General features: G+C 44.0%; 23 protein-coding genes. 6 read left to right on the top strand and 17 right to left on the bottom strand.

The genetic code is table 11. The annotated features are described in order from the left end of the window. Window positions 1-65 precede the first annotated feature (65 nt). The 3 genes from ACXAFV_RS05085 to ACXAFV_RS05075 form a co-directional block, all read right to left on the bottom strand. Entirely contained in the window at window positions 66-914 is an 849-nt protein-coding gene (locus ACXAFV_RS05085) for a MurR/RpiR family transcriptional regulator (protein ID WP_475124897.1), read from the bottom strand. An 18-nt stretch (window positions 915-932) separates the two neighbouring features. Then, on the bottom strand, window positions 933-2,282 hold the full coding sequence (locus tag ACXAFV_RS05080; protein ID WP_475126068.1) for an aspartate aminotransferase family protein: 1,350 nt from the start codon (window positions 2,280-2,282) through the stop codon (window positions 933-935). A gap of 215 nt (window positions 2,283-2,497) precedes the next feature. Beyond that, window positions 2,498-3,478 (bottom strand): nuclease-related domain-containing protein, encoded by a 981-nt coding sequence (locus ACXAFV_RS05075; protein ID WP_475124896.1) that lies wholly within the window; start codon window positions 3,476-3,478, stop codon window positions 2,498-2,500. Between the two features lie 353 nt (window positions 3,479-3,831). Here ACXAFV_RS05075 and ACXAFV_RS05070 point away from each other — a divergent pair, with 353 nt between their 5' ends. Beyond that, the gene (locus tag ACXAFV_RS05070) at window positions 3,832-4,023 is read left to right on the top strand and encodes a hypothetical protein (RefSeq protein WP_475124895.1); all 192 of its coding nucleotides are present in this window, start codon (window positions 3,832-3,834) and stop codon (window positions 4,021-4,023) included. An 84-nt stretch (window positions 4,024-4,107) separates the two neighbouring features. Here ACXAFV_RS05070 and ACXAFV_RS05065 read toward each other — a convergent pair whose 3' ends face one another. Continuing rightward, window positions 4,108-4,554 (bottom strand): DUF4385 domain-containing protein, encoded by a 447-nt coding sequence (locus ACXAFV_RS05065; protein WP_475124894.1) that lies wholly within the window; start codon window positions 4,552-4,554, stop codon window positions 4,108-4,110. Window positions 4,555-4,653: 99 nt separating this feature from the next. Continuing rightward, the gene (locus ACXAFV_RS05060; RefSeq protein ID WP_175990372.1) at window positions 4,654-4,845 is read right to left on the bottom strand and encodes a hypothetical protein; all 192 of its coding nucleotides are present in this window, start codon (window positions 4,843-4,845) and stop codon (window positions 4,654-4,656) included. 229 nt (window positions 4,846-5,074) lie between these two features. Here ACXAFV_RS05060 and ACXAFV_RS05055 point away from each other — a divergent pair, with 229 nt between their 5' ends. Beyond that, on the top strand, window positions 5,075-6,292 hold the full coding sequence (locus ACXAFV_RS05055) for an iron-containing alcohol dehydrogenase (protein WP_475124893.1): 1,218 nt from the start codon (window positions 5,075-5,077) through the stop codon (window positions 6,290-6,292). A gap of 91 nt (window positions 6,293-6,383) precedes the next feature. Here ACXAFV_RS05055 and ACXAFV_RS05050 read toward each other — a convergent pair whose 3' ends face one another. From ACXAFV_RS05050 to ACXAFV_RS05035, 4 genes are all read right to left on the bottom strand, one after another. Further along, complete coding sequence (locus ACXAFV_RS05050; protein ID WP_475124892.1) at window positions 6,384-7,364, bottom strand: zinc-binding dehydrogenase; 981 nt, start codon at window positions 7,362-7,364, stop codon at window positions 6,384-6,386. A gap of 175 nt (window positions 7,365-7,539) precedes the next feature. After that, window positions 7,540-8,484: an arginine deiminase family protein gene (locus ACXAFV_RS05045; RefSeq protein WP_475124890.1), complete on the bottom strand. Its 945-nt coding sequence runs from the start codon at window positions 8,482-8,484 to the stop codon at window positions 7,540-7,542. 322 nt (window positions 8,485-8,806) lie between these two features. After that, window positions 8,807-9,547, bottom strand: a complete 741-nt coding sequence (locus ACXAFV_RS05040) for a YqcI/YcgG family protein (RefSeq protein ID WP_475124888.1) — start codon at window positions 9,545-9,547, stop codon at window positions 8,807-8,809. A 64-nt stretch (window positions 9,548-9,611) separates the two neighbouring features. Further along, complete coding sequence (locus ACXAFV_RS05035; protein WP_475124886.1) at window positions 9,612-10,244, bottom strand: LysE family transporter; 633 nt, start codon at window positions 10,242-10,244, stop codon at window positions 9,612-9,614. Window positions 10,245-10,793: 549 nt separating this feature from the next. Between ACXAFV_RS05035 and ACXAFV_RS05030 the strand changes: the two genes are divergently transcribed. Then, window positions 10,794-11,432: a spore coat protein gene (locus tag ACXAFV_RS05030; protein WP_446244247.1), complete on the top strand. Its 639-nt coding sequence runs from the start codon at window positions 10,794-10,796 to the stop codon at window positions 11,430-11,432. Window positions 11,433-11,515: 83 nt separating this feature from the next. On the opposite strand, the gene ACXAFV_RS05025 is transcribed toward ACXAFV_RS05030, so the two are convergent. Then, window positions 11,516-12,808: an MFS transporter gene (locus ACXAFV_RS05025; protein WP_475124884.1), complete on the bottom strand. Its 1,293-nt coding sequence runs from the start codon at window positions 12,806-12,808 to the stop codon at window positions 11,516-11,518. Further along, window positions 12,805-13,428, bottom strand: a complete 624-nt coding sequence (locus ACXAFV_RS05020) for a TetR/AcrR family transcriptional regulator (RefSeq protein ID WP_475124882.1) — start codon at window positions 13,426-13,428, stop codon at window positions 12,805-12,807. The genes ACXAFV_RS05025 and ACXAFV_RS05020 overlap by 4 nt, the downstream gene beginning before the upstream one ends. Before the next feature lie 269 nt (window positions 13,429-13,697). Between ACXAFV_RS05020 and ACXAFV_RS05015 the strand changes: the two genes are divergently transcribed. After that, complete coding sequence (locus ACXAFV_RS05015) at window positions 13,698-15,263, top strand: phosphodiester glycosidase family protein (protein WP_475124880.1); 1,566 nt, start codon at window positions 13,698-13,700, stop codon at window positions 15,261-15,263. Between the two features lie 175 nt (window positions 15,264-15,438). Here the strand turns inward: ACXAFV_RS05015 and qoxD are convergent, their stop codons facing one another. The 5 genes from qoxD to ACXAFV_RS04990 form a co-directional block, all read right to left on the bottom strand. Then, on the bottom strand, window positions 15,439-15,738 hold the full coding sequence (qoxD, locus tag ACXAFV_RS05010) for a cytochrome aa3 quinol oxidase subunit IV (protein WP_475124879.1): 300 nt from the start codon (window positions 15,736-15,738) through the stop codon (window positions 15,439-15,441). Window position 15,739: 1 nt separating this feature from the next. Next, window positions 15,740-16,351 (bottom strand): cytochrome aa3 quinol oxidase subunit III, encoded by a 612-nt coding sequence (gene qoxC / locus ACXAFV_RS05005; protein WP_475124877.1) that lies wholly within the window; start codon window positions 16,349-16,351, stop codon window positions 15,740-15,742. Between the two features lie 2 nt (window positions 16,352-16,353). Continuing rightward, window positions 16,354-18,318, bottom strand: a complete 1,965-nt coding sequence (gene qoxB / locus ACXAFV_RS05000) for a cytochrome aa3 quinol oxidase subunit I (RefSeq protein WP_475124875.1) — start codon at window positions 18,316-18,318, stop codon at window positions 16,354-16,356. Window positions 18,319-18,337: 19 nt separating this feature from the next. Next, window positions 18,338-19,360, bottom strand: coding sequence for a cytochrome aa3 quinol oxidase subunit II (qoxA, locus tag ACXAFV_RS04995; RefSeq protein ID WP_475124874.1), 1,023 nt, complete (start codon window positions 19,358-19,360; stop codon window positions 18,338-18,340). Between the two features lie 330 nt (window positions 19,361-19,690). Continuing rightward, a complete protein-coding gene (locus ACXAFV_RS04990; protein ID WP_475124873.1) occupies window positions 19,691-20,518 on the bottom strand; it encodes a DUF2935 domain-containing protein in 828 nt (275 codons plus the stop codon). Window positions 20,519-20,680: 162 nt separating this feature from the next. On the opposite strand from ACXAFV_RS04990, the gene ACXAFV_RS04985 reads away from it, so the two are divergent. After that, window positions 20,681-21,181: a hypothetical protein gene (locus ACXAFV_RS04985; protein ID WP_475124871.1), complete on the top strand. Its 501-nt coding sequence runs from the start codon at window positions 20,681-20,683 to the stop codon at window positions 21,179-21,181. 57 nt (window positions 21,182-21,238) lie between these two features. Here ACXAFV_RS04985 and ACXAFV_RS04980 read toward each other — a convergent pair whose 3' ends face one another. After that, window positions 21,239-22,774: a BCCT family transporter gene (locus ACXAFV_RS04980; protein WP_475124869.1), complete on the bottom strand. Its 1,536-nt coding sequence runs from the start codon at window positions 22,772-22,774 to the stop codon at window positions 21,239-21,241. 206 nt (window positions 22,775-22,980) lie between these two features. On the opposite strand from ACXAFV_RS04980, the gene ACXAFV_RS04975 reads away from it, so the two are divergent. Continuing rightward, on the top strand, window positions 22,981-23,895 hold the full coding sequence (locus ACXAFV_RS04975) for a superoxide dismutase (RefSeq protein ID WP_475124867.1): 915 nt from the start codon (window positions 22,981-22,983) through the stop codon (window positions 23,893-23,895). Window positions 23,896-23,914: the final 19 nt, after the last annotated feature.

Genomic DNA, 23,914 nt, shown 5'->3' with positions numbered 1-23,914 from the left:
TCTCTCTAAATCGCTAAAGGCCCGTCCCTCACTGCTTTAGAGCAGTGAAGGCGGGCCTTTTGCGTTTAATGGAATACATCGAATCTTTCCCACACTTCTTCGAGTTCATCGAGCCGCTTCTCAAACCCATCCTGCTTTTGCTTGGCGGCATAGATGATGAGTGCGTTGATGACACTGAGCGGTGCGGTGAAGCTGTCGATGAAGGCAGGCATATTACTTTCTGCTGTCAGTGAAATATCTGCGTGCTGGATGAGCGGAGATAATAGATTGTCGGTCAGCGCTGCCGTTTTTGCATTCTTTTCATTTGCAAATCGAAGTATGTCCACCGTGCTTTTTGTATATCTGGAAAAGCTGATGCCCAAGACGAAGTCATCCTCCCCCAGGTCGTGAAGACGATCTGCATTCTTCTCAATTGAATCCAGCAATTCGACATGGTCTAGAATCATGTTTAAATAATAGTGAAGGAAAACTCCCAGGGCTCCGGCACTTCTATTCGCCACAATATAGACTCTACTTGCCTCCAGTAAGGAGGCGACCATATTACGGAAATTTTCAACATCCAGATTTTTAAGCGTCAGCTGGATGTTTTCAATGTCTCCCCCAATAATGTGGGATATTCCTTGATCTTCTTGACCATAAACTTCTTTTGACAGTTTCAGCCTCTCAGTCGCCGTCAATTGCTGCTGAACAGAAGACTGGATGTGGCGCTGAAACTCTGGATATCCTGAAAAACCCAAAAAGGTGGCAAAGCGAACGACTGTAGCATCACTGACATTTACGATCTTCGCCAGCTTACCGACTGTTAAAAATGGAATTTGATTCGGATTTCCGAGTATAAAGTGTGCAATTTTAACCTGTGCCTTACTCATTTCCGGCATTTTCCCTGTGATGACTTTGTACACATTTATGTTCATATTTCACCTCTTTCTGACTTATTTCCGGACCATTTTAATCGCTTTTTCGTGCGCATTGATGGTTCTTTCGATATCTTCCCCGCTGTGTACGGCAGACATGGAATACCGGTTAAGGGGCTTTGTATAGATTCCAAGCTTTAATAGCTCATAGTCGATTTTGCTTCTTAAGTCACTGTCGGCTTTCCCCATATCGCGATAATTTTTAATGTTTCCTTCAGCCAGGATGATGTTAAAAATGCTCCCTCTTCCGACTGTCTGCATTGGGATATCATTTCGTTTATATACTTCTTCAAGCCCTTCCCTCAGTGAAGTCGTTTTAGCGAGAAGGCTGTCCATCGTCCCTTGTTCTTCGAGTATCTCAATCGTCGCAAGCCCGGATGCCAGGATTGTCGGATGACCGTTGTAGGTTCCGCTGTGAAATAACGGATCTTTTTTGCTTCCGTTTTCAGCACCGGCTGTAAGGATGTCCCTGCCTCCATCCGGCGCACTGATTTCCATGATTTCTTTCTTTCCACCGATTGCGCCTACAGGAAATCCTCCGCCAAGCACCTTTCCGAGAGCCGTAAGATCCGGTTTGATATTATATAGGTTCTGCGCTCCTCCAACGGTGAGGCGGAAACCGGTTTTCACTTCATCAAAAATCAGGAGGATCCCAAGCTCTTCTGTTATCTCTCTGAGCCTTGTCATGAATGCTTGCTCAGCAGGAATGAATCCTCCTTGAACCGGCTCCATGATGATGGCGGAGATGTCATGGGCGCTATTCCGTAAAATCAGTTCTGTTGCCTCGATATCATTAAAAGGAAGTATGACCGTATTCTTCCGATAGTAATCAGGAATACCGGGTGATTCAGGAACCACATTCGGTTCTGTTTCTTCCCCTGCCTTGTCGATTTCAGGATTCACGCTAAGCAGCACCTGATCATACCCGCCATGATAATGGCCTTCAAATTTCGCGATCTTCGGTTTTCCTGTATATGCCGCCGCAGTTCTGATGGCAAGCAAAGTGGCCTCCAAACCTGAATTCGTATACCGGACCATTTCAACTCCGGGGAATAGCGAAATCAATTTTTCAGCCATGACGGTCTCCAGCCTGTGCGGGGTGCCGAATATGGTCGTTCCCGCTTCCTTCATTTGGTTCATCGCTGCTTCATACACCCGCGGATGACCATGACCGAGGATCAACGCTCCATAACAGAGCAGATAATCGATGTATTCATTTCCATCCACATCAATCAGCCTGCTGCCGTCTCCTTTTTCCATCATGATCGGGTGAGGTGCCATATACTTGATATTGGCCGTGACACCTCCGGGGATGACGTTTTTGGCTCTCTCAAATAATTCAGCTGAATTCTTCGTGTCTCGGGACATTAGGTTGAGCTTTTTTTGATGCAAAAGTAAGACCTCCGTTGTTGAATATTTATTTCTTTATTTAGGTTATCATGAAACATTTATTTCATTAAGTTGATACCCCTTTCTGTTATGGAAGATTAATGGTGGTAAAGTTTTTGTAAAAAGTTGAGTACGTTCGGCAAAACACAACCCTCTAAGAAAGCAACCTTGAAATTCAAGATGCTTAACATTTTTTAATTCAAATTCGTAATTAATGAATCAAGGTAATATCTTCTATCCTTTGTGGTTCCTTCGAAGGGGAGGTTCATCTGAGAAAGCAACCTGGCTGCAGTGGAAGGCTTCTTCAAATTCATGAATTTCCTCGTTTCTTTATTGGAAATCGTTGTGTCCATGAGCAGTGCGTAGTCTGTTAAAGCTGCTATATGGGCATCTTTTTGCCTCAATAAACAAAATGAACATTTCCATGTTCCGCTGATTCTTTCCATTGAAAGGGATTTGCACTGGGTGCAATACACTCCGGATCGTACATCCGATTTAGAAAGTTGGAATTGTGACAGGACATCAGGGTCATGAGGGACATGAGATTTAATGAGTCGATTCGCAATTCGGTTCAGCTCTTTGGCAGTAACCACCTGCTTCGTATATTTTACCGATAAGTTTTTTATTACATAGGCTAGCCTTTCGCTGCGAATCAGCTGATTTAAAACCAAATTGTTTTGCGAAGTATTTTTAATGAGAGTATGTGAGTTGGTAAGAATGACACGATATTCAACGGGAATGCCGGGGAAACTCTTTGAAATCAGCCAACTCTCAAGCTTTTCCTTTTGTTTGTATGCCTGGAGGATCGGATCAGGAAAAATGTCTGAAGTATTATTCTTTGTGCGGATCATCTGATTGAATTCAGTGTCAATATATATTTCACCCGCTATATTTTTAACTTCCAAGATCAAAATAAAGTTGGTATGAAGAACCAAAGTATCAATCTGGAAGAAAAATGTTTTATAAGAAAGGCGCAGATTATGCAAAATCAAATACTCTTTATCGGGTAAAAAGCTTAAATGATAATCGAGGGAAATCTCCCCTTTATATCCTGCTTCAAGTTTCCTTAACTCTCCTTCAATCTCTTGTTTTAATGGGTGATTTGGAAGAATCCTTCTTAAGAGGGCATACAACTTAAGGATTTTGATTGGGGGAACGTGCATTTTCTTGATCAATCGACCACTCCTTTTGGAAAAATGAGTTTTTGATAGGGATTGGACAGAAATTTGAAGGCATTTCAGAGCGTGGAGAGTGATGGTGATGAGAATCATCGAGTTTTCTCTAATAATCATCGAGTTTTTAGTGAAAATCATCGAGAAACACCTATTAATCTTCGAGTTTTGCTTAATAATCTTTCAGTTTTATAAATACCGCCTCCTTTTACCATATTATAACAATATGTTCTTTCAAAATACTACAACTTTTTTTCCGAATCGCAGACGATGCTCTAATTAGGCCAAATCTACCATTTTTCAAACGCTTTTACCACTCCCCGAATAAATTAATCATGAGGAAGGAGTGAATTCAAATGGGTAGTTCAATTTGGTTATTTTTTTTAGGCATTCTTTCAGGGTTTGCACTGCTCCGGGTGCCGCTGACAGGATTTTTGGCGCCGATTAACCCGATTGTAGATGTCATTGGGGTATTGGCTGTTCTTTTATTCTCAATCGTTCTCATTCTCAAAGGTGTCATCCATCTGATCGACAGCAGGAGATCATAATGAAAAAGGCCCGTCCCTCACTGCTTTAGTGCAGTTCAGGGACGGGCCTTCACTACGGGCCTTCACTATTGGCCTTCACTTTCTTCATCCATATTTCTTCTGATGCTCCCGCTTCATCTTGAGATAGTCTTCGTCTTCTCTTGCAAGCTTCCATTTCTCTTCAAAAATGGCGGCGGATTCTGCTTTCTCCGAATCGATCTGCCTTTCCTTCACATCCCCGTCTTCATCATATTTCCGGCCGCCTTTATAATTCGCATAGCGGCGGGCTCTGGTGTAGCCCATTTGAAGGAATTTCCGGGCCATGTCCATTCCGACGAAGTCGTCCTTTTCTTTGTAGTCGAGGAACATGTCATAAATTTCATCCGAAGATTCCTTCGCAATATCCGGGGTTTTAAAACGCCAATGCGGCAGGATCTCACTTTTATATGGCTCCACGAGCAGGACCCCCTGCTCTCCCCTGCCGACCCGGTACAATTCCGGTTTTTCCCTGAAATCGGTGGCGTCAAAGTCCAGTGAATAATCGAATGGCATCGTATCATCCTTTTTACTTTTCACCTTACCCGGGTGTTTCCGTTAGTAACCCCTCAAACTGTAAAAAACCTGTATAGAGCAACTCTATACAGGTAAAATCTACTTTTTCGGCTCATCCAGCGCCTGGTACTTAGCCTGATACTTACCGCCATCCGCCACTTCCGAATGGTACAGGGCCTTCATGGCAAAACTTCTCTCCAAGCCTTGTTCATCCATCAATTTCTTTAAACGGTCCTGCAGTTCTTTTTCATCTTTCATCAGCCGTTTCATTTGAGAACGTATATATTTCAAGGGTTTTCAACTCCTTTTTAGCATTACAATGAAGTACCATTATAACAACCTTTTGGGATTAAACAAAGTTTCGCTAGTCTCCTGTATGGATGCTTGATAAAATCATAGATACAGATTAGAAAATGAAACTTATAAATAAGATAAAACACAAATATATATTAGAAGAGACATCGACACCCTTAGACCGGCCATAAATGATACCTATTTTTTATAAAAGAGAGGGATTGTCATGTACAAAATGTATTGCAGGGCTTATCAAACCGCTTATCGGGGCGCTTTATATTTCTTACCATGGCGGAAACCGGAGTTGATCGAAGGGGAAAACAGCCTGTACAGTTTGCCGGCTGTCTTAAAAGACAAAGGGATAAACAGCGTCTTGATTGTCACCGATAGAGGGATTTCTACACTCGGTTTGATGAATGGATTGCTCGATGCGTTAAATGGGGATAAAATCGATTATTCCGTCTATGATAAGACCGTCCCGAATCCGACCATCGATAATATTGAAGAGGCTTTGAACATGTATCACGCAAATAAGTGTGAAGGAATCATCGCCTTTGGCGGGGGGTCTCCGATCGATTGCGCCAAAGCTGTGGGTGCCCGGGTTGTGAGACCGGATAAAACCATCCCTCAGATGAAGGGGCAGCTCAAGGTCAGGAGACAGCTTCCTTTCCTTATTGCCATTCCGACGACGGCCGGTACAGGAAGCGAAGCAACGCTTGCCGCTGTCATTTCGAACCCTGATACCCATGAAAAATATGCAATCAATGACCTGTCGCTGATTCCGCATGCTGCGGTGCTCGACCCCCTGCTTACGATAAAACTTCCTCCGCATATCACGTCGACGACCGGAATGGACGCATTGACACATGCTGTGGAGGCGTACATCGGCAGAAGCAGGACAGCAGAGACCATGGCGTGCAGCAAGCAGGCTGTAAAACTGATATTCAACAATCTATATGAGGCCTTTTCCAACGGAGAGAATATCAAGGCCCGGACGAATATGCAGAAAGCCTCCTATCTGGCGGGCATTGCGTTCACGCGTGCCTACGTCGGATATGTGCATGCCATCGCTCATACCCTCGGCGGATTCTACTCGACTCCCCATGGGCTGGCTAACGCAGTCATCCTTCCTTATGTCCTCGAGTATTACGGGGAATCGATTCATCAGCCATTGGCAGAATTGGCGGACGCAGCCGGCATCGGCGGAAATTCCGATACGGCCAGTCAAAAGGCTATCGCATTCATTGAAGCCATCAAAAAGCTCAACAGAGACATGAACATCCCCACTAAAATAACCGGTATTTCAGACAGTGATATCCCGCTCATGATTAAACGGGCTTTGACAGAAGCCAATCCGTTTTATCCGGTTCCAAAGATTCTTTCGGAAAACGACATGAACATTCTTTATGAAATGATCAGGGAACAGCAGCAGAGTATCGTATAATTCTGCAAATAGAATAGACGTTTTTATTAAACCCACTTTCCCATCTCATGTAAAAAGGTGCCCATCCAAAACGGATGAGCACCTTCTTTAATTATTTTACTTTCGCCACGATCTTCCCTTTTACATGGCGTTCCGACAAACGGATAAGCGCCTCCGGAACCTCATCGAGCCCAATGACCTCTTTTAACATCGCATCCAATTTTCCCTGCTCCAGGAGTAACATCATGTGATCACCTATGACGGCAAAATCCTTCTGAGCAAGCACGTCATTGGATTGGTGGCCGGCCCCCAGGGCAATTTCATGATATGAAATGACCTTGGTGAATGGTTTTACTTTTGTAAAATCAGGCAAGCCTGCGATGTAGACGATATGTCCCATGTAAGCGAGCATGTCCAGCGAGCCGGTTGCACTCTGCCTGCTGACCGCATCAACGACCGCATCCACTCCGCGGCCATCCGTGATCTCCATCACCCTTGCCGTCACATCCTCCTCACGATAGTCGATGACGTAGTCCGCTCCAAGTGATGACACATACTGATGGTTGTGTGAGGATGCCGTGGAAATCACTGTTTTTCCTGCGAGTTTCGCCAGCTGGACACCGAATCCGCCCACTCCGCCGGCACCGCCATGGATCAGGATCGTGTTCATTTGATCCATCGGCAGTTTGCGGTGTAGTGCCTGATAAGCTGTGTAGCCTGCAGTCGGCAGGGCAGCCGCTTCTTCAAACGAAATGGCGTCTGGAATTTTAGATGCTGTGTGCGCACTGATCAGCGTAAATTCTGCAAAACCACCTTTTTTCGTTAAATCCCCGTGGAAGACGAGACGGTCACCCGGTTCCCAGCCAGTCACACCTTCACCAACTCCTGCAACAACACCGGCTACATCCAGCCCGAGGATATGCGGATAAGACCAGCTCGGAATCCCGTTTGTCCCCGTCTTATAATCAACCGGATTCAATCCGACAGCATGCACTTCTACTAACAGCTCCCCGTTCCCGGGACTGGGTGCATCGATTTCTTCCACTTTCATGTCTTTCCATAAACCTTTATCTTTTAAAAGCAATGCTTTCATATTTGGCCACTCCTATAATCATTTGTATCTTGTCTCAAGGTATATGATAACTACTGTCAACGAGTGAAACAAGCAGGCACTATTTTGTAACCTACTTACCCTTTGGATACCTTGTGCTGAACTTTATGGAAAAGGAAAGGACTTGTCCCAAATCGACAAGTCCTTTTTCAAATCGTTATCTCCTCTCCAACGGAAGCGTCATGCAGCGGATGCCGCCTCCCCCTTTTTCCAATTCATTCACTTCTACTTCTACAATCATTTTGTTCTTTAATTTTGGGTGGTCATGCAAGATACTCTTGTTCATTTTGTTACTGACAAGGAGTGTTTCCGGGTTCAGATTCAAGAAGTTAATATCTGCAACGGTGTGCTTTACTTTGTCAGTCCACAGTACATCGAATCCATGGCGGTTCAGGAATTCCTCCGTCATCCTGTACGTGGCGTTTTTTTCTGTGATGATCTGTACTGGAAACAGCCGCATGTAGCTTTTAGAGATCATAAGATCAGGTCCTGCCACATTGCAATTCATATCAAGATGCATCGTTTCAGTCTTCCGGGGCAGATCGATTACTCCAATTTCAGAGAATCCCGCTTCCAAGATCTTTTCTTTCATCACTTCCAGACTCTCGATGCTCGTTCTGAGGCCAGTGTTGATAAACACGGCATCTTTATTCAATACTAATACGTCGCCATTTTCCCAGGCCTTAACCCGGTTATTATCTTCTATTGAGAATGTCTTCTCGTCAAACCACTGTTGGAGGATCTGATGACAGTGAATATATTCCGGCATTCTCATCGTCGACCCCGCAACTCCCGGGATCAGCTTATTCCCGAAGACACAAGCGTGGTCACGGACAAATACCCGATTGATGAGCTGATGATTGAGTTCTGCGTGTTCACCGTTTAAATAGGTGGAATAATCGATTACCCTTACTCCGGCACGTTCCATAGCCTGTACCATTTTTTCATGATTTTCACGTGCCTTTTCCTGCTTAACAGGTTTTTCCCAGCCGACATAATCCGCGGTGCGCTGATCTGGGACATCTATTGTTGTAGGCGAGCAAACAACGACCGTTTTTAATTCTTCGTGTTCACTCCAGCAGTTTGGATATATGTTGAGCATTCGCGGACCTCCTTTTGATTACCCCTTTACTTTCTCCTTTATTTATGAAAAACATTCGGCAAGTGCACCGATTCAGAAAATGAATGTGAGGCCGTATATTGGAGGAGTTTTCTGATGAGGGGTATGGGGTATCCTGAAATGTTTATGAGTGAAAATTTTATTTTATGAGCGAAATCCACGATATATGCGCGAAATTTTCATTTTATGCGCGAAATCGGGAATTTATGCTCGAATTAAAGATTATTCGACAAATCGAAGACGCATATACCCATCACTGTATACAGACCGCAACCCTATATAAAAAAGAGCCAAAGCAGACGCTTCAACTCTTGATCCTTTTTTGGCTATTCATAAATGGGCACTTCGAAAGTGACGAATCATCATCACTGAGGAAGTACTGCTGCCATTCGTGGTTATCCTCCTGTCCGTACCATTTAAGGCTCGGGTGCACATCGATTTCATCGTATTCCACCAGCCGTTTCCGGATCACTTTTTTCAATTTCTGACCGAAGGCGGTGGAGGAATTGATTTCATCAAATACCCAGCGCGGCTGAAAGGCGATGAGGAAATAAGGAAAATGCCGGCTTTTTCTTATTTTATGTGCAGGCGTAGCACAAAACGCAAAGTATGGCTCACCGCCAAAGCAAAATTCCCAAGTATGATGATGGGGATCTCTTGAGATATCTTTCGGCCAAGGTGTTTCATCAAGATCATGCACCTTGTTCAATACTGTCCAGAACAAGTCCTGATAGTTATCAATATTTGCCCCTTCCAAACCTTCTGAGTGAAAGAAAACTACCAGTGAAGCATAATTCCCGGTATCCCTTGAGATTTCTCCATAATCCTTAAGCAGCGAAGCGAGCTGTTCAATGGATCCGGGTGTTCTCGGGTCATCCGCAAACCCAAATCGCAGCATATCTCTTTGAAACCCCTGTTTCCCCGGTACACATGGATATGGACGCTGTTCATCACACATCATGTCTGAGAAATCGGTGTAGGCAGACTGCTGCCATGGGGTAAGTTCATCTATATGTTTGTCGATCCAGTTTTTTGAAAGTAACATCGGACAAATCCCTCCTAAAAGACTACACACTATCCTATTAGGAGGTGTTCGATTGGGTGTCTGTCTATGCTCCGAGTATGATCCCGGCAGCCTTCACACCAAAATAAATCCCGAATCCGATCAGGACGATGCCGGAGATGATCGAGATCCACCGAATGATGTTTTGATTGAACCATCTCCTGGTTCCTGCCGCGACAGACGCCATCGCGAAATCCCAAAGCGTAATCCCCAGGAAAATCCCCATACTGTATATCAATATTTGCCCGCCTTGATATTTACTGGAGGTCTCGGCCAGGATCGACCCGTAAATCCCGAGCCAGAACAAAATACTCAGGGGATTTGAAATCGCCATTAGAAAACCGGTACGAAACGCCTTCGCTTTCGTTTCCCGTCCTCTATGTTGATGCTGCTGAGCGGCAGCACCAGCCTTCACCACACTTTCAATCCCTGTATAAACGAGCACAAAAAAACCGAACAGCCATAAAAACAATTGAACGATAGGCATGTCCGCAAACTGAGCGAGACCGAAATAGATGAGGAGCATGAATATGGCATCCGCCGCCATGCCGCCTACTCCTACAAGCCATGCATGCCAGAACCCGAACCGGATCCCCTTGTCCAATTGGAGTGCATTGATCGGGCCCATCGGTGCTGACAGCGATAATCCCAATGCAATATAACTGATGAATACGCTCATTCTTCAAAACCACCTCTACATTACTTCTCCCTATTATATTCGGACGGGCCCTCATGTATTAGTCTCTGGTGATATTGACTGTTTTTTAAAAAAAGGCAGTTTTCAAAAGGATTAAAAAAGACCCCAGACGAGGTCTAATTTTCTTTTCTAATGATTAACTTTTTTAAAATCATATAAATTGTCAAGTAGATTATCAAGAGAATACTGAAATCAACCAATAGCAATAACAAATCAAATTGATCAGTAACCCAATTATAATCAGTACCGAATAGAGAATGTGTCCAATCGGAAACAATATCAGATATCAAGAGACTAATAAAAATTATTATGAGTTCGGTCAAGAACATCACCCCCTTGTAAAAGGAAGTTTCCATTTTTTAGATATTATTATTTTATCAGAAAATTCACTATTTACATATATATACTTTTTATTTTAAATAAGATTCTTCTAGAAAAAAGCCTTTTAAAAACTGCAAAGGAATTCCATACATGATTCCATCTCCAAAGGGAAATCTAACACCGATGTCAACGACTAAGGAGGGAAACATCATGTTCAATCAACAAAATAACCAGCAAAACCAAACTCAAAACAATCCCCAGCAGGGAATGAATCAAATGAATACAAACCATGGCGGCCACGAATTATTTGACGCACATGAGATCATTGCAGGGATCATCAGCATGCTCGATCAGTATCAAATGTATGATCAGCACATCCAGGATCCCGAGCTGAAAGATATCGTCAAACGCCAGACTGCCTTTGTGACGACCATGTACAATACGATCGTCGGAAGCTTTTCCACAGGCCGCGATCCCCAAGTGCCGACCCAGCAATATAAAATGACGCAAAACAATGACACGGTTTATGGAATCAAACCGGGACAGCCAAAGAAACCGAACCAATCAGTCAACGACCTGTCAGACAAAGGACTGTCAGCTTACATGCTCGGGCAAACGAAATCACTCGCTTCCCTGCTTGCGATGACTGCCCTTGAGATGACCAATCCGGTCCTGCGCCGTGTCGTAGCGGACAGCGTTCCGAACTTCATCGAGATGAGCTACGAAATTTTCTTGTACCAGAATAAGCACGGATATTACCAGGTACCGCAGCTGAACAACCAGGACATGACGGCGATGCTTCAAAGCTACACAACGGTCCCTCAACAGCCTGGCAACATGCCTCACTAAAGCAGTGTGGGACGCGGGGACTCAGTCCTGCGTCCCATTTCAATTTAATGCCGGGACACGAAACCTGTCCCGGTGTCCCTTTTTTACGAAGGAATGGAAGCTTTCACTTCTTTTATTTCTTTTGCATCGGTTACGTTGGACGCCAAGGATCTGGTGATCAAGTAGTAAAGGAAAGTACCCGTAAGTCCAAGAGCCAGCAAGATGCCTCCCATCATCAGGGGACTGATCCATTCGCCGATGATGATCAGAAGCGATGCGATGATCATCGCCCCGTAAAACGTCAGACTGTAAAATGCCATGTAAGTGCTGCGGGCATTCGAAGGTGCAAGGTCACCGATCATCGCCTGTTTGACAGGAACATACATAAGTTCACCTATCGTCCCGACAAAAATGATGATAAAAAGAAACAAGATACTGTTGGTGAAAGCAAGTGCACTGAAGCTGACAGAAAAAATGAACATTCCCGTTACGAGTGTCCAGCGGTCCTTCCATTTTTTAAACAAGAATAAGACAACAGCGGACAAAAGGACGACCAGAAGTGTATTTTCTGTTTTGAGAAATCCAAGTACCTTTGTGCCGTCGATCGTGAAGTCAAAGCCTAAGAGGGAAGCGCCTTGCTCGGGTATATCCCTTTCCAGGCGGATCCCGATATAGTTGGTCAATGATTGTTCCAAAGTAAAAATGAACACAGCCCCTATGATGTAAAACATGAAAAGTTTGTCTTTCAAAACGGCTGAATAGCTGTGGAAGAGTTCTAAAGGTGAAGATTTGGGTGGTGCTGTTGAAGTTGCCTTCGAAATTGGCGTGTAGGTTTCTGAGATGAAGAAGATGGTGATGACAACTGATAAAAGGGAGATGACCGAAATTCCAATAAACAGTTCGAACAAATAACTCTTAAACAAGAATGCGCCGATGATGCCCCCGAGTGCCGTGGCAAGATTCCCCAGCCAGTAGCTGATCGTGAACACGAGCTTTCTCGATTCTGAATCCGTCACATCGATGATCATCGCCTGGGCAGCCGGCTGAAACATCCCGCCTGCAAACATGTTGAGCAGAAAAAAAGCAGCCGATACATACGGAAGGTCGAACCAGGGAGAGTTGCAAAAAGCAATGAACAGATATGTAATCAACACACCTGCCTCAGAATAAATCATGATCTTCCTGCGTCCGATCCTATCTGATATGTGCCCGCCGATAAATCCCCCGATCACTCCGCTGATGACAATCAAAATGAGAATGACGCCTGTGACGGCTGCCCCGATTTTTTGTGAAAAATAAATGGCCAGGAACGGAATGACGGCCATGGACACAAGTCCGCCCAGGAACTGCATGCCAAGCCGTAATTTGATGTTGGGATGGATGTCCCGCAGTTTCATCGCATTTCCTCCCTTGCGTTCGGTACCGGTCCAAACAGCCGAAGTGCCTGTATTTTCATATCGCTCCATACCAAGTTGGTATAGTCATCGACAAATGTCAACCGCATCCCGTTGATCAGGGATAAATACGACTGGGCGATCAAAGGCGGTTCATCCTTGTAGAAGAGCCCCATCTCCTGCCCTTCGGCGATTACCGGATAGATTTTATCGATGAATACATTGACAAAATCATCAAGCTCATTAAATAGCACCGGATACCTCTCAGGTCTAGCAAGCACCTGCTGGATCAGACGCAGATAATCCTTGCTCTTTGAAAATATATCAGCCTGGCAATGGATCATTTGTTTTATCATCTCCATTGGATTTCCACTGTAGCGTTCTTCTATTTCATAAAAATAAGGCTTTATCTCTTCGAGGGGCTCCAGGACAGCAGCCTGAAACAGGACTTCCTTTGTTTCAAAATACGTAAAAACGGACCCGAAGCTGACCCCTGCTTCCTTAGCGACAGCAGCAATTGGAGTCTCTGCAAACCCATTCTCGCTGAACAGTTTTACAGCAGCCTGAAGAATCACCGCTCTTTTCCGTTTCTTTTTTTCTTCTAGTGAAAGTGAAGCAGACATGTGAAATCTCTCCCTTTTAAAAATTGATTGATTAATCAATCATTATATTATTGTAATTTACTTCCAAAGTCAACACCCTTTCTTACATGAAAATTCGACAAAACCCATTCTATTAAAAGCAGCCCTTTTCAAACCCTTTACTGCAAATGAATAAGATAGATTAATGGACCGCCTATTGTTAACCAAATCTTTAATCCCATGTAACTTTCTATTATTAATTACCCTCTAGTATGGTGGTGTATCAACAATATGTTTGGAGGTTTTATGCCATGTACCGCCCATTTGTAAAAACGGCCATTGTATCTGCCCTGTCACTCTCTACTGTACTTTCAATTTTGCCAGCAGGGGAAGATGTACAGGCCAACACATCTCAAGAGACACTTTCAATAGGAGAGTCCGACTTGCCAGAATCACGAATTACTAAACAAGTAACCAAAGGTGTTACCCATACCGACATTACTAGAGGCTATTATTCAAAGAAAGCCTATTATACGGTGGATGTATCTTTCTTTGAAACAAGGGGACAAGCAAACTCTCTGTTACATGAGCTGAAAGAAAAAGGGTACGATGCAACGCTTCATGAAGTAAAAAATAAACAGTCTAAATATACAGATGTTGAAGAAAAAGAAATTGGTTATGTGGTTCGTTCGGGTGAGTTTGAAAATGAGAATGGAGCAAAAGAACACGCTGATCAATTGAGTACAAGTGGTTATGAAAAAGCAAAGGTCACTTTTTCAGAATATGACGGGACCACCAAAACAACAGGACCATGGAAGATTGATGTACTTGAAATCGATCCGTCAACATTTGAAGGTGAACTGACGAACGTCCTGGCAAATGATGAAATTACCGGACGTGAAACGGTTTCCTCCATGGCTGAACGGAATCAAGCTTTAGCTGGGATGAATGGCGGCTACTTTGTCGTAGGTCCAAACGATGGTGTACCCGGGGATCCGGCTGGGATATCAGTTGTCGACGGCCAATTGGTCAGCGAAGCGATTGGAGAGCGCACAAGTCTTCTTCTTTCGGGGAACGAAGCAAAGATTGCAGAAACGTCGACTACATCACATGTAAAAACGAAAAACGGAGAAACGGCTGTGATTGACGGAATCAACCGAAAGCCTGGATTGATCAGGAGCTGCGGCGGGGTCGATGACACGGAAACCAATCAGCCAAAGCATGATGTGACCTGTACTGATCCAGAGGAAATCATCGAATATAACGCTTATTTCGGAGATACAACTCCTAAAGGAGAAGGCTTCGAAGTTGTGCTGAATGCAAGTGGAGAAGTGGTTGAGACTTACTCCCAGAGGGGCCATAACATCCCAGAGAGCGGAATCGTCCTCTCAGCAACAGGTGACCGGGCAGAATGGCTGAAACACAATGTTTCAAAAGGAGAAACATTAACGATCAACCAAAACATCACGGCTGATGAGAAGCAGTTGAAAACCCCATCAAATTTAGATATCATCGGCGGGGCACCTCAACTACTAGATGAAGGAAAGATCGATATTCAGGCAAAAGAAGAAGGCTTTGCATGGAGCAATGATTTCTACTATCATTTTGCACAATATCGTCATCCAAGATCGTTTGCAGGGATCAAGGAAAACGGAAATATTTTGCTTGTCACCGTTGAAGGCCGCAGCCCTGAAGAGAGCATTGGAGTCAGTTTCCTGGAGAGTGCCCAAATACTTCAGTCCCTTGGGGCCGTTAAAGGATTGAACCTTGATGGTGGAGGTTCATCAGCGATGGTCGTTGATGACAAGCTGGTCAACCAGCCTTCAGATCCCACTGGTGAACGCCCGGTATCAGATGGGATTTTCATACTAGAATAATGGATACGAAAGGTCAGGCACATTACCGTGCCTGACCTTTATGATTGTTATCTCCTTTGATGGCCGTTCTATTCGTTCCCCAATATAAAAGGAAGCTTCTGCTTTAAGAAGCTTCCTTTTTCATGTTTCCTCTATTTAACCATTGGGACAACAAACCTGTCCCCATGTCCCGTTTTTAGTGCATGCTGTTCATGACCCAGACGGATCCGGCTACGATGACGATGGCGATGAAGCTGGCGGAGAGCATTTTGCCGACCTGCCATTTTCCTTCTCCTTCATTTACGTGCATGAACATGAACAGCTGGATTGCCGCTTGCAGGAATGCAAGGACGAAGACAATGGCCACGATGGTTCCGCGGGCAAGGTCTGTGTATAGTCCCCACCAGACTGCGAGGAAGGTCAATCCTACTGACAATAGAAATCCAATGATTTGAGTCCAAGGTATACGGCTGTGGTTTGATGTGTTATTTGACATTTTATCCCACCATCCCTAACAAGTACACGCTTGTAAACACGAAGATCCATACGAAATCAAGGAAGTGCCAGTACAAGCTGGATACAAATAGTTTTTTCGCGGTATCAGGGTTCAATCCCTGTTTCTTCACCTGGAACATGACAAGGATGATCCAGAGAATACCTAATGAAACGTGGAGACCATGCGTCCCGGTCAACAGATAGAAGGAAGACCAGTATGCATTGGTTCCCATCGTCGCTCCTTCATGAATGAGGTGAAGGAACTCGGCTATCTCCATGTAGAGGAATCCTGCACCGAAGAGCAGTGTGATGATCAGCCAGATCATCATTCCTTTGACATTTCTTCTTCTTAATTCATTTATCGATAAACCTGACGTGAAACTACTGATTAACAATAGCAGCGTCATGATGATCGTATTCTTCAGATCAAACACTTCACCTGGCAGCGGACCGCCGACCGTTCCGCTTTCAAGGGCAAAGAACGTGGCAAAAATGGTGGCAAAGAGCGCCATTTCCGCTCCGATAAAAATCCAGAAACCGAAAATATTCAGCTTCCCGATTTCCGATTGATATTCCAGTGGCGTGTTTGGATTTACATTTGTACTATGTGCCATACTCACGCCTCCCTCTTGAACCGATTTTCAGTCTTTTCTATTTCATCCACACTTACATAATAGCCTTTATCATACGAGTGTGAAGTCAGTGAACGATGTGCCATGGTTCCGATGATACCCACAAGTCCAAGGATCGCCATCCACCATAGCTCGAACACCAATCCGAATCCTGCGACAAAGAAGAGACCCGACATGATGAACGGCACCCCTGCATTGTTCGGCATGTGAATCGGTTTGTATTCCGGATCTTCAGGCTTGCCTGATTCCTTCCATTCCTGTTTCATGTAATGGAATGCATCCACACCCTTCACTTCAGGTACGTGTGCAAAGTTGTAGTGTGGAGGGATCGCTGAGCTTGTTGCCCACTCAAGTGTGCGGCCATCCCAAGCATCTCCTGAAACCTCTCTCTTCGCATAACGGTAGCTGTAATACACGTTGTACACGATGATCATGAATCCTACACCCATACCGAATGCACCGACAGAAGAAATGACATTCAATGCTGTCCATCCGTCTTCAGGTCCGTACGTGTACACACGTCTTGGCATACCGGCGAATCCTAATACGAATTGCGGCAAGAAACATACGTTGAAACCGATTGAGAAGAACCAGAAAGCCCATTTCCCGATTCGCTCGTTCATCTTGATTCCGAACATCTTCGGATACCAGTAGACGAGTCCTGCGAAGCAGGCAAAAACAACACCGGCAATCAGCGTGTAGTGGAAGTGAGCAACCAAGAAATAGTTGTTGTGATACTGGAAGTCAGCTGCGGCCATACCGAGCATGACCCCTGTCACTCCACCGATCAGGAATGTCGGGATGAATGCAACAGACCACATCATCGCGGTCGTAAATTCAATCCGTCCCTTATAAAGGGTCCCCAGCCAGTTGAATATCTTGATACCGGTCGGGATGGCAATCGCCATCGTCGAAATCGAGAATACACTGTTCACTGCCGCACTTCCGCCCATCGTGAAGAAGTGGTGGACCCACACGACGAAACTCAATAATGAAATGGCAGCAAGTGAGATGATCATCGATTTATAACCAAATAATGTCTTTCTTGCAAAAGTAGCAATGATTTCTGAGAAGATACCGAAAGCCGGTAAAATAACGATATACACTTCCGGGTGTCCCCATAACCAGAACAGGTTCGACCAAAGCATCGGATTCCCGCCGTCGGTCAGCGTAAAGAAGTGTGTGCCGAACAAACGGTCAAATGTCATCAGTGCAAGTGTCACTGTCAAGATCGGGAATGCAAACACGATGATGAATGCAGTGATCAATGTCGTCCACGTGAACATCGGCATGCGAAGGAGCGTCATACCCGGCGCACGCATCTTAATGATCGTGACAACAAAGTTGATACCTGTCAGTAACGTACCGATCCCTGAAATCTGCAATCCGAGTAGATAATAGTTGATACCCGGACCAGGGCTTCCTTCAATCGCAAGCGGCGCATAGTTCGTCCACCCGGCATCCGGTGAACCACCAAATACGAATGACATATTGAACAGGATCGCCCCGAACATGAATGACCAGAAACTAAGGTTATTCAAGTAAGGGAATGCAACGTCCCTTGCACCAATTTGTAAAGGTACAACAACGTTCATCAATCCAAGTAAGAATGGCATCGCCATGAAAAGGATCATGATCGTACCATGAGTCGTAAAGATTTCGTTATAGTGCTGTGATGATAAAAATTCGTTATTCGGCACCGTCAATTGTGCCCTCATCAATAGTGCATCGACCCCTCCGCGGAAGAGCATGACCAATGCAGCGAGAATATACATGATACCTATCTTTTTATGATCAACACTCGTGATCCAGTCGTTCCAAAGCCATTTCCACTTTTTAAAATATGTCAGTGTGGCGACAATCCCGATTACTGTGAATACAATCGAAATATTTGCTCCAAGGATCAACGGATCATTGAGGATTAAATTATCCTTGATAAAATCAAACATCTAGAGTGGTCCTCCTTTCTTAATGCTCGTGTCCTTCTTGTTTTTCTTTGTCTTCAGAATGCCCATCATGACTTTCTTGATCTTGATGGTTTTCGTGGTCACTTCCGTGGTCACCGTGCCCACTATGGGTGGATTCGGCATCCGCATCCGCACCATGCGATCTTTCAGTGACGCCGTATTTCTCACGGATCGCAAATGCATATTCAGAATTCTTGCCATGATCGACAATGGACAAGTGAGTGGAGGAGAATGTCATCTTTTCAACATGCCCAGGCAGAATAAGCTGTTCATATTCTTTTTCGGTAAGCTTCGGTTCATTGGCCTGAACATCTTTTACCCACGTCTCATACTTTCCTTCTTCCATCGCAACAAAATCAAACTTCTGGTGTGTCATTCCCTCACCGGTGAAGTTTGAGTTACGTCCATCGTATGTTCCCGGCTCATCAGCCTGTAAGTATAAATCATTCACCATTCCAGGCATTCCATAAATTTGACCGCCGATTTGCGGCACCCAGAATGAAGCCATGGAGTCTGCAGCTGTCACCTTGAACAAAATCGGGTGATCTTCCGGCACATTGACATAGTTCACCGTCTCGATCCCTTCCTCCGGATAACTGAAGATCCATTTCCAGTCGACAGCCGTAGCATGAATCACTATCGGCTCTTTATGAGCAGTCGCTTTAGGAGCCTCTTTTAACTCATACAGTGCCTTCGTATTCGGAATCGACAAAGCGATGACGATCAATACAGGAATCAGCGTCCAGATGATCTCAAGCTTCGTGCTTCCATGCATCTCAGGCTTATAATCACCATTCCGGCTGCTTCGATATCTTAATAGAATAAATGTAAAGAATGATAGAACAACGATCATAATGCCAAGCATGTAATAAATCGACAGCATGATCAGGTCTTTCTGTACGACCCCTACAGGTCCCTTCGGATCGAGAATGATCATCTCACTTCCCGAACTGAAAATGATGATGAAAAATAAAGAAACCAAACTTATCAAAACAATCAAGTATGGCTTGAATTTATCAAACAAAGGGTTCACCTTCCTTTATCTCGTATTTATCAGTTGTAGCACCATATTATCAAATTCTTTAAAGAAGGTACCCTCATTTAACCTAACTGTAACCTGATTTTCGAAATTTAGACGAAAGTTATTCACAAAACGGTAACAATGTTGGAAAGAAATGTTCTTATGGCAAAAAAATAACTCTCAACATTATTTTTGAATAACGTTGAGAGCGTTTTATGAATAAAATATTCCGAATAATAAAGATTTACAAAGCATCCTCACTTCTGCCATTCACCTTCTATTAAGAAGTTCAAAGGCAATAATAAAGGACACTTTTTTATAACCTTCAAAAAATCATAAATAGGAAGCTCTTTTTAAAGAACAAGCCCCGGCAGCTTCCTTTAGTTTTGGAGAATAATAGCTGAGCTTTTTGATGAAATAACAGGTTTCCGGAAAGTGATGCTCTAAGAATCGAAGGGTCGTTTTATTCAGCAGTTTCTTTTTATCGTACTTTTCAACCATTCCGGAGATATACTGACTCATCTCCAAAGTCGTCTGCCCAACTTCAAGTGCAAATTCCCTCTGTCTGGCAAATCCCGGCTGTTTAAATCTGAGATACCCCTTCAGATGCCGGTTTTGAATGATATATACCTGATATTGGTCAATATACGCCTCTGCCCGCATGCTGGCACCTATCTCAATCGGATCCAGCAAGTTTTGGAATAATAACACGTGCCCCAGCTGATCTTCCAGCCACAAATCCATCAAATCCACCAGAGGAAGAGGCTCCGGCTTTTCCCCTTTCAGCAGATATCCCAGAAACCGCAAGTATTCCTGGTTCTCTGCAAGCGTGCCGTTCAAGTAAGTTGGTGAAAAATCCAGGTTTACCTTATTATCGATTCTTAACGATTGCAGCATTCCCTCGAATTCAAAGTAGCCTTTTGCCACCGGCCATACTCTGGTTGAAAACTGAACCATGACTTCATCCCCATGACCGGCTGTACGAGGAACATGATTCAATAATTCGATCAGCTCCCCAAATAGCTGAATGTACTGCTGTGAAGCATCCACATACTCTTCTTCTACTACAGATAAGTGGTCCCTGATGAAATAGGCATGATCCTGTAAAACTTCGAGCCAGAATAAATGCTCCTCCCAGATCGAGATCATTTGATTAGCCACATCTTTACCTCCTTTTTATTATGTATATATTTAGTTAGGAGGTAAAAAAGAAGGATTCATTTACAACTTTCATGCTATGAAAAGTTCCCGAGCAAGGATACATAAAATTTTCATAAAAAAGGAAAAATAGATGTACGACTATGATGTAAAGGGTGTCCTTTCATGAAAAATAGAACACTGATGATAACGTTAATGGCCCTGCTCCCCTGGTTATCCATCCCGTTTCTGGACAATAAAACGTTCAAAAGATTTTTACCAGGCACACTTTTTATGAGCGTATATCTTCTGGCAGAAGGCACTATAGCAACGAAAAGGAAATGGTGGTGGTTCCCTTTCCACGTAAAACCGAACGTAGCAGCTGAACTTCCTCTGATACTGGGTCCTTTCTTTGTTGGTTCACTTTGGATATTTAAATTCACGTATGGCAGATTCTTAATGTATTTCCTCCTGAACTTGATCGTTGATTCTTTTTTCACCACGATCATGCTGAATTGGTTTAAGAAAATCGGGTATGTCACCTTGATCAGGTTTACCAGAATACAGCTATCGTTACTCTTTTTACTGAAATCATTATCCATGTATGGGTTTCAATATTTATATGAAAGATTTTTTTCCAGCAGGATGAAAAATGACGAACAAATGGAAAGTATCCCGAAAAGGTAACTGCATAAAATAAACCTCTCATCGCAGTCGGACGATAAGAGGTTTTATATGCCATTACTATTTTCGTATATTATATTTCCACGCTTTATCTTTATCCATCATCTTCTTCGCAGCATATATCAGTATGAACTGAACGACTATGATCGGCAGCCCCATCAGGCCGGAGATCACTTCAAGCGGCGCCAGCCCGCCGATGCGCATCAGTAATAAAGCAAGGGCTGCGATTACTCCTGCAATCACGATGCGGAGCAGCTTGGCAGGTTCATGTTCACTCATATCCCTCGTACTTGTATAGGCCGCTACGGTATAGGTAGTCGAATCAAGTGTAGTCGTGAGGAATATCAGTGCTACGATCATAAAGATCACAATCATGATGCCGCCGATAGGCAGGGTATTAAGGATCTCGGGGATCGCCGCCATCCGTTCATCCTGCTTGACAAGCTGCAGGATGGACAGCTCCCCTGTCAAATAGCGATGAACCCCCAATCCGCCCAGAACACCTGTCGCTATCCAGGAAATCAGGGTCGGTGCCAAGAGATAGGTAAGGATCATCTCTTTGATCGTGCGCCCCCTGGAAATCTTAGCGGCAAACACACTGTGCAGCATGGCCCATGTTGCACTATAGGCAAACCAGAACACAGTATTGCTCTGTATATGGGATGCCACTCCCTGGTGCACGGAATCCGTATTTAAAGAAAATGTAAGATAATGACTGAATAAAAATGAAACACTGTCGGTGAAATAATTTAAAATAAAGACGCCTGGTCCTGCAACAAGGACTAAAATCGCAAAAAATCCAGCCAAATACATATTGAATGTACTTAAGCGTTTAATACCCTTCTCGATTCCCAAATACGCACTGAGTGAAAATAAGAATACCCAGATAACAGTGACGATGATCGTCATTCCAAAGGTTACTTCCATATTTAATAGTGCTGATAAATTATGTGTAATGATCGGAGCCCCGAGCCCAAGTGTCACGGCGGCACCTGTCAAAATACTGATAAGGAATAAGATATCGAGGACCTTTCCGCCCCATCCATCAGTAAACGGGTTACCAAACAGAACCCTGCATGCTTCTGAAATTCTCATTAATGGCCGCTTCTGAACATGAAGAACATATCCCATTGCCGGCGCAATCATCACAAATATCGCGAACACCTGAAATCCCCAGAGGAACATGCTGTAGGAATTACCCCACAATAAAGACTCGGCAGATCCGGGGTCCACTCCAGCAGGCGGATCATTTGCCACTGACGTCCACTGCAGCATCCCCGTTCTCATAATCGTCGATCCGATCCCCATCGCAATCAGAATCGACGCATATTCGAATAACGTAAAGCGGGGCTTCTCAGCCGGATCTCCTAAGACCACCTGTCCGTATTTTGAAAAAGAAAAATACAATGCCGCTCCTACTAGGATCACCCCATACCAAAGGTAGCCCCAGCTGAATACGTCTACAATAAAATTAAAAATGGAGTTCAGCAGCTCCAAAGACTCTGCCTCATAAAAGGCAAAGGGAATACTGATCCCTATTACAATCAGTAATGAGGGAAGAAAAATTCTGTAATCGATCAAATGCTTATTACCCATTGAAACCTAAGTCCTCCTCTTTCAGTAAATCTACGCCTATTTCCCTATATTCCATTACCCTTTCTTACTAGATAAAAACTGATAATTTGAAGAAAAATAAATCCATGGCCATTTTCGACAAGAATCATGACATGAAAAGCATTTATTAGAATTAAAAATTGCCTGAAGTACATATAGTGTAACGATGAAGAAAGGCGGGATTATACATGAGCGAGTTACAGAAATTATTGGATGGCATGGACCGGCGGGCTTTGCTTTTAATCGAGGAATGGAACAAAGCATGCGATCTCAACCAACTTCCGGTTTGCGAAGAGACTACACAATACAGCGACCAATTGGACGATTTCCTCAATCACTTAGAACAAATCAAAATGAACCGCAACATGTTTGATCATCATACGGCACATCAACTGGAACTAACTTGCACCAGTTTAACCGAACAATGGAAAACACTATGGGACTTACGGGAAACATATGAAGAGAGAAGCCACTCCCCTGTTCCCATTGGCAACCATACACTTCCCCCACTCCCTTATTCCTATGATGCCCTCGAACCTTACATTGACAGGAGAATCATGAGACTTCATCACGATAAACATCATCAAAGCTATGTAGATGGACTCAATAAAGCCGAAAAGGAAATGGAGAAAGCCAGAAGGAACAATGATTATTCATTGATCAAGCATTGGGAACGGGAAGCGGCATTCAATGGTGCGGGGCATTATTTGCATACAATCTTCTGGAACGTAATGAAACCTCAAGGCGGCGGAAAACCTAAAGGTGCCCTTTTATCTGAAATCAATCAGTCGTTTGGAAGTTTCGATCAATTCAAGCGTCATTTTTCAGAAGCCGCGAAAAAAGTGGAAGCGGTCGGATGGGCGATTCTCGTATGGGCACCGCGATCACAACGCCTTGAAATACTGCAGGCGGAGAAACATCAAAACCTGAGCCAATGGGACGTCATTCCTCTCCTCGTGCTGGATGTCTGGGAGCACGCCTATTACTTGCAATATGAAAATAACAGAGGAAAATATGTAGATAATTGGTGGAATGTCGTCAATTGGAACGAAGTTGAAAAACGTTACAACGAAGCCAGAAAAGTAAAATGGAAGGCTTATTGATCAGTAAAGTGAAACCTTC

The organism is Rossellomorea sp. ABR4_012 (genome assembly GCF_056159545.1).
This window is presented reverse-complemented; position numbering and strand designations above follow the sequence as displayed.

Bases quoted from the DNA above. Each gene is read 5' to 3' on its own strand.
- ACXAFV_RS05080 (WP_475126068.1), bottom strand. From the start codon at position 2,282: ATGTCCCGAGACACGAAGAATTCAGCTGAATTATTTGAGAGAGCCAAA.
- qoxB (WP_475124875.1), bottom strand. From the start codon at position 18,318: ATGTTTGATTTTATCAAGGATAATTTAATCCTCAATGATCCGTTGATC.
- ACXAFV_RS05070 (WP_475124895.1), top strand. From the start codon at position 3,832: ATGGGTAGTTCAATTTGGTTATTTTTTTTAGGCATTCTTTCAGGGTTT.
- ACXAFV_RS05015 (WP_475124880.1), top strand. From the start codon at position 13,698: ATGTACCGCCCATTTGTAAAAACGGCCATTGTATCTGCCCTGTCACTC.
- ACXAFV_RS05025 (WP_475124884.1), bottom strand. From the start codon at position 12,808: ATGAAACTGCGGGACATCCATCCCAACATCAAATTACGGCTTGGCATG.
- ACXAFV_RS05055 (WP_475124893.1), top strand. From the start codon at position 5,075: ATGTACAAAATGTATTGCAGGGCTTATCAAACCGCTTATCGGGGCGCT.
- qoxC (WP_475124877.1), bottom strand. From the start codon at position 16,351: ATGGCACATAGTACAAATGTAAATCCAAACACGCCACTGGAATATCAA.
- ACXAFV_RS05045 (WP_475124890.1), bottom strand. From the start codon at position 8,484: ATGCTCAACATATATCCAAACTGCTGGAGTGAACACGAAGAATTAAAA.
- ACXAFV_RS05085 (WP_475124897.1), bottom strand. From the start codon at position 914: ATGAACATAAATGTGTACAAAGTCATCACAGGGAAAATGCCGGAAATG.
- ACXAFV_RS05050 (WP_475124892.1), bottom strand. From the start codon at position 7,364: ATGAAAGCATTGCTTTTAAAAGATAAAGGTTTATGGAAAGACATGAAA.
- ACXAFV_RS04975 (WP_475124867.1), top strand. From the start codon at position 22,981: ATGAGCGAGTTACAGAAATTATTGGATGGCATGGACCGGCGGGCTTTG.
- ACXAFV_RS05020 (WP_475124882.1), bottom strand. From the start codon at position 13,428: ATGTCTGCTTCACTTTCACTAGAAGAAAAAAAGAAACGGAAAAGAGCG.
- ACXAFV_RS05065 (WP_475124894.1), bottom strand. From the start codon at position 4,554: ATGCCATTCGATTATTCACTGGACTTTGACGCCACCGATTTCAGGGAA.
- qoxD (WP_475124879.1), bottom strand. From the start codon at position 15,738: ATGTCAAATAACACATCAAACCACAGCCGTATACCTTGGACTCAAATC.
- ACXAFV_RS04985 (WP_475124871.1), top strand. From the start codon at position 20,681: ATGAAAAATAGAACACTGATGATAACGTTAATGGCCCTGCTCCCCTGG.
- ACXAFV_RS05035 (WP_475124886.1), bottom strand. From the start codon at position 10,244: ATGAGCGTATTCATCAGTTATATTGCATTGGGATTATCGCTGTCAGCA.
- ACXAFV_RS04980 (WP_475124869.1), bottom strand. From the start codon at position 22,774: ATGGGTAATAAGCATTTGATCGATTACAGAATTTTTCTTCCCTCATTA.
- ACXAFV_RS05040 (WP_475124888.1), bottom strand. From the start codon at position 9,547: ATGTTACTTTCAAAAAACTGGATCGACAAACATATAGATGAACTTACC.
- ACXAFV_RS05030 (WP_446244247.1), top strand. From the start codon at position 10,794: ATGTTCAATCAACAAAATAACCAGCAAAACCAAACTCAAAACAATCCC.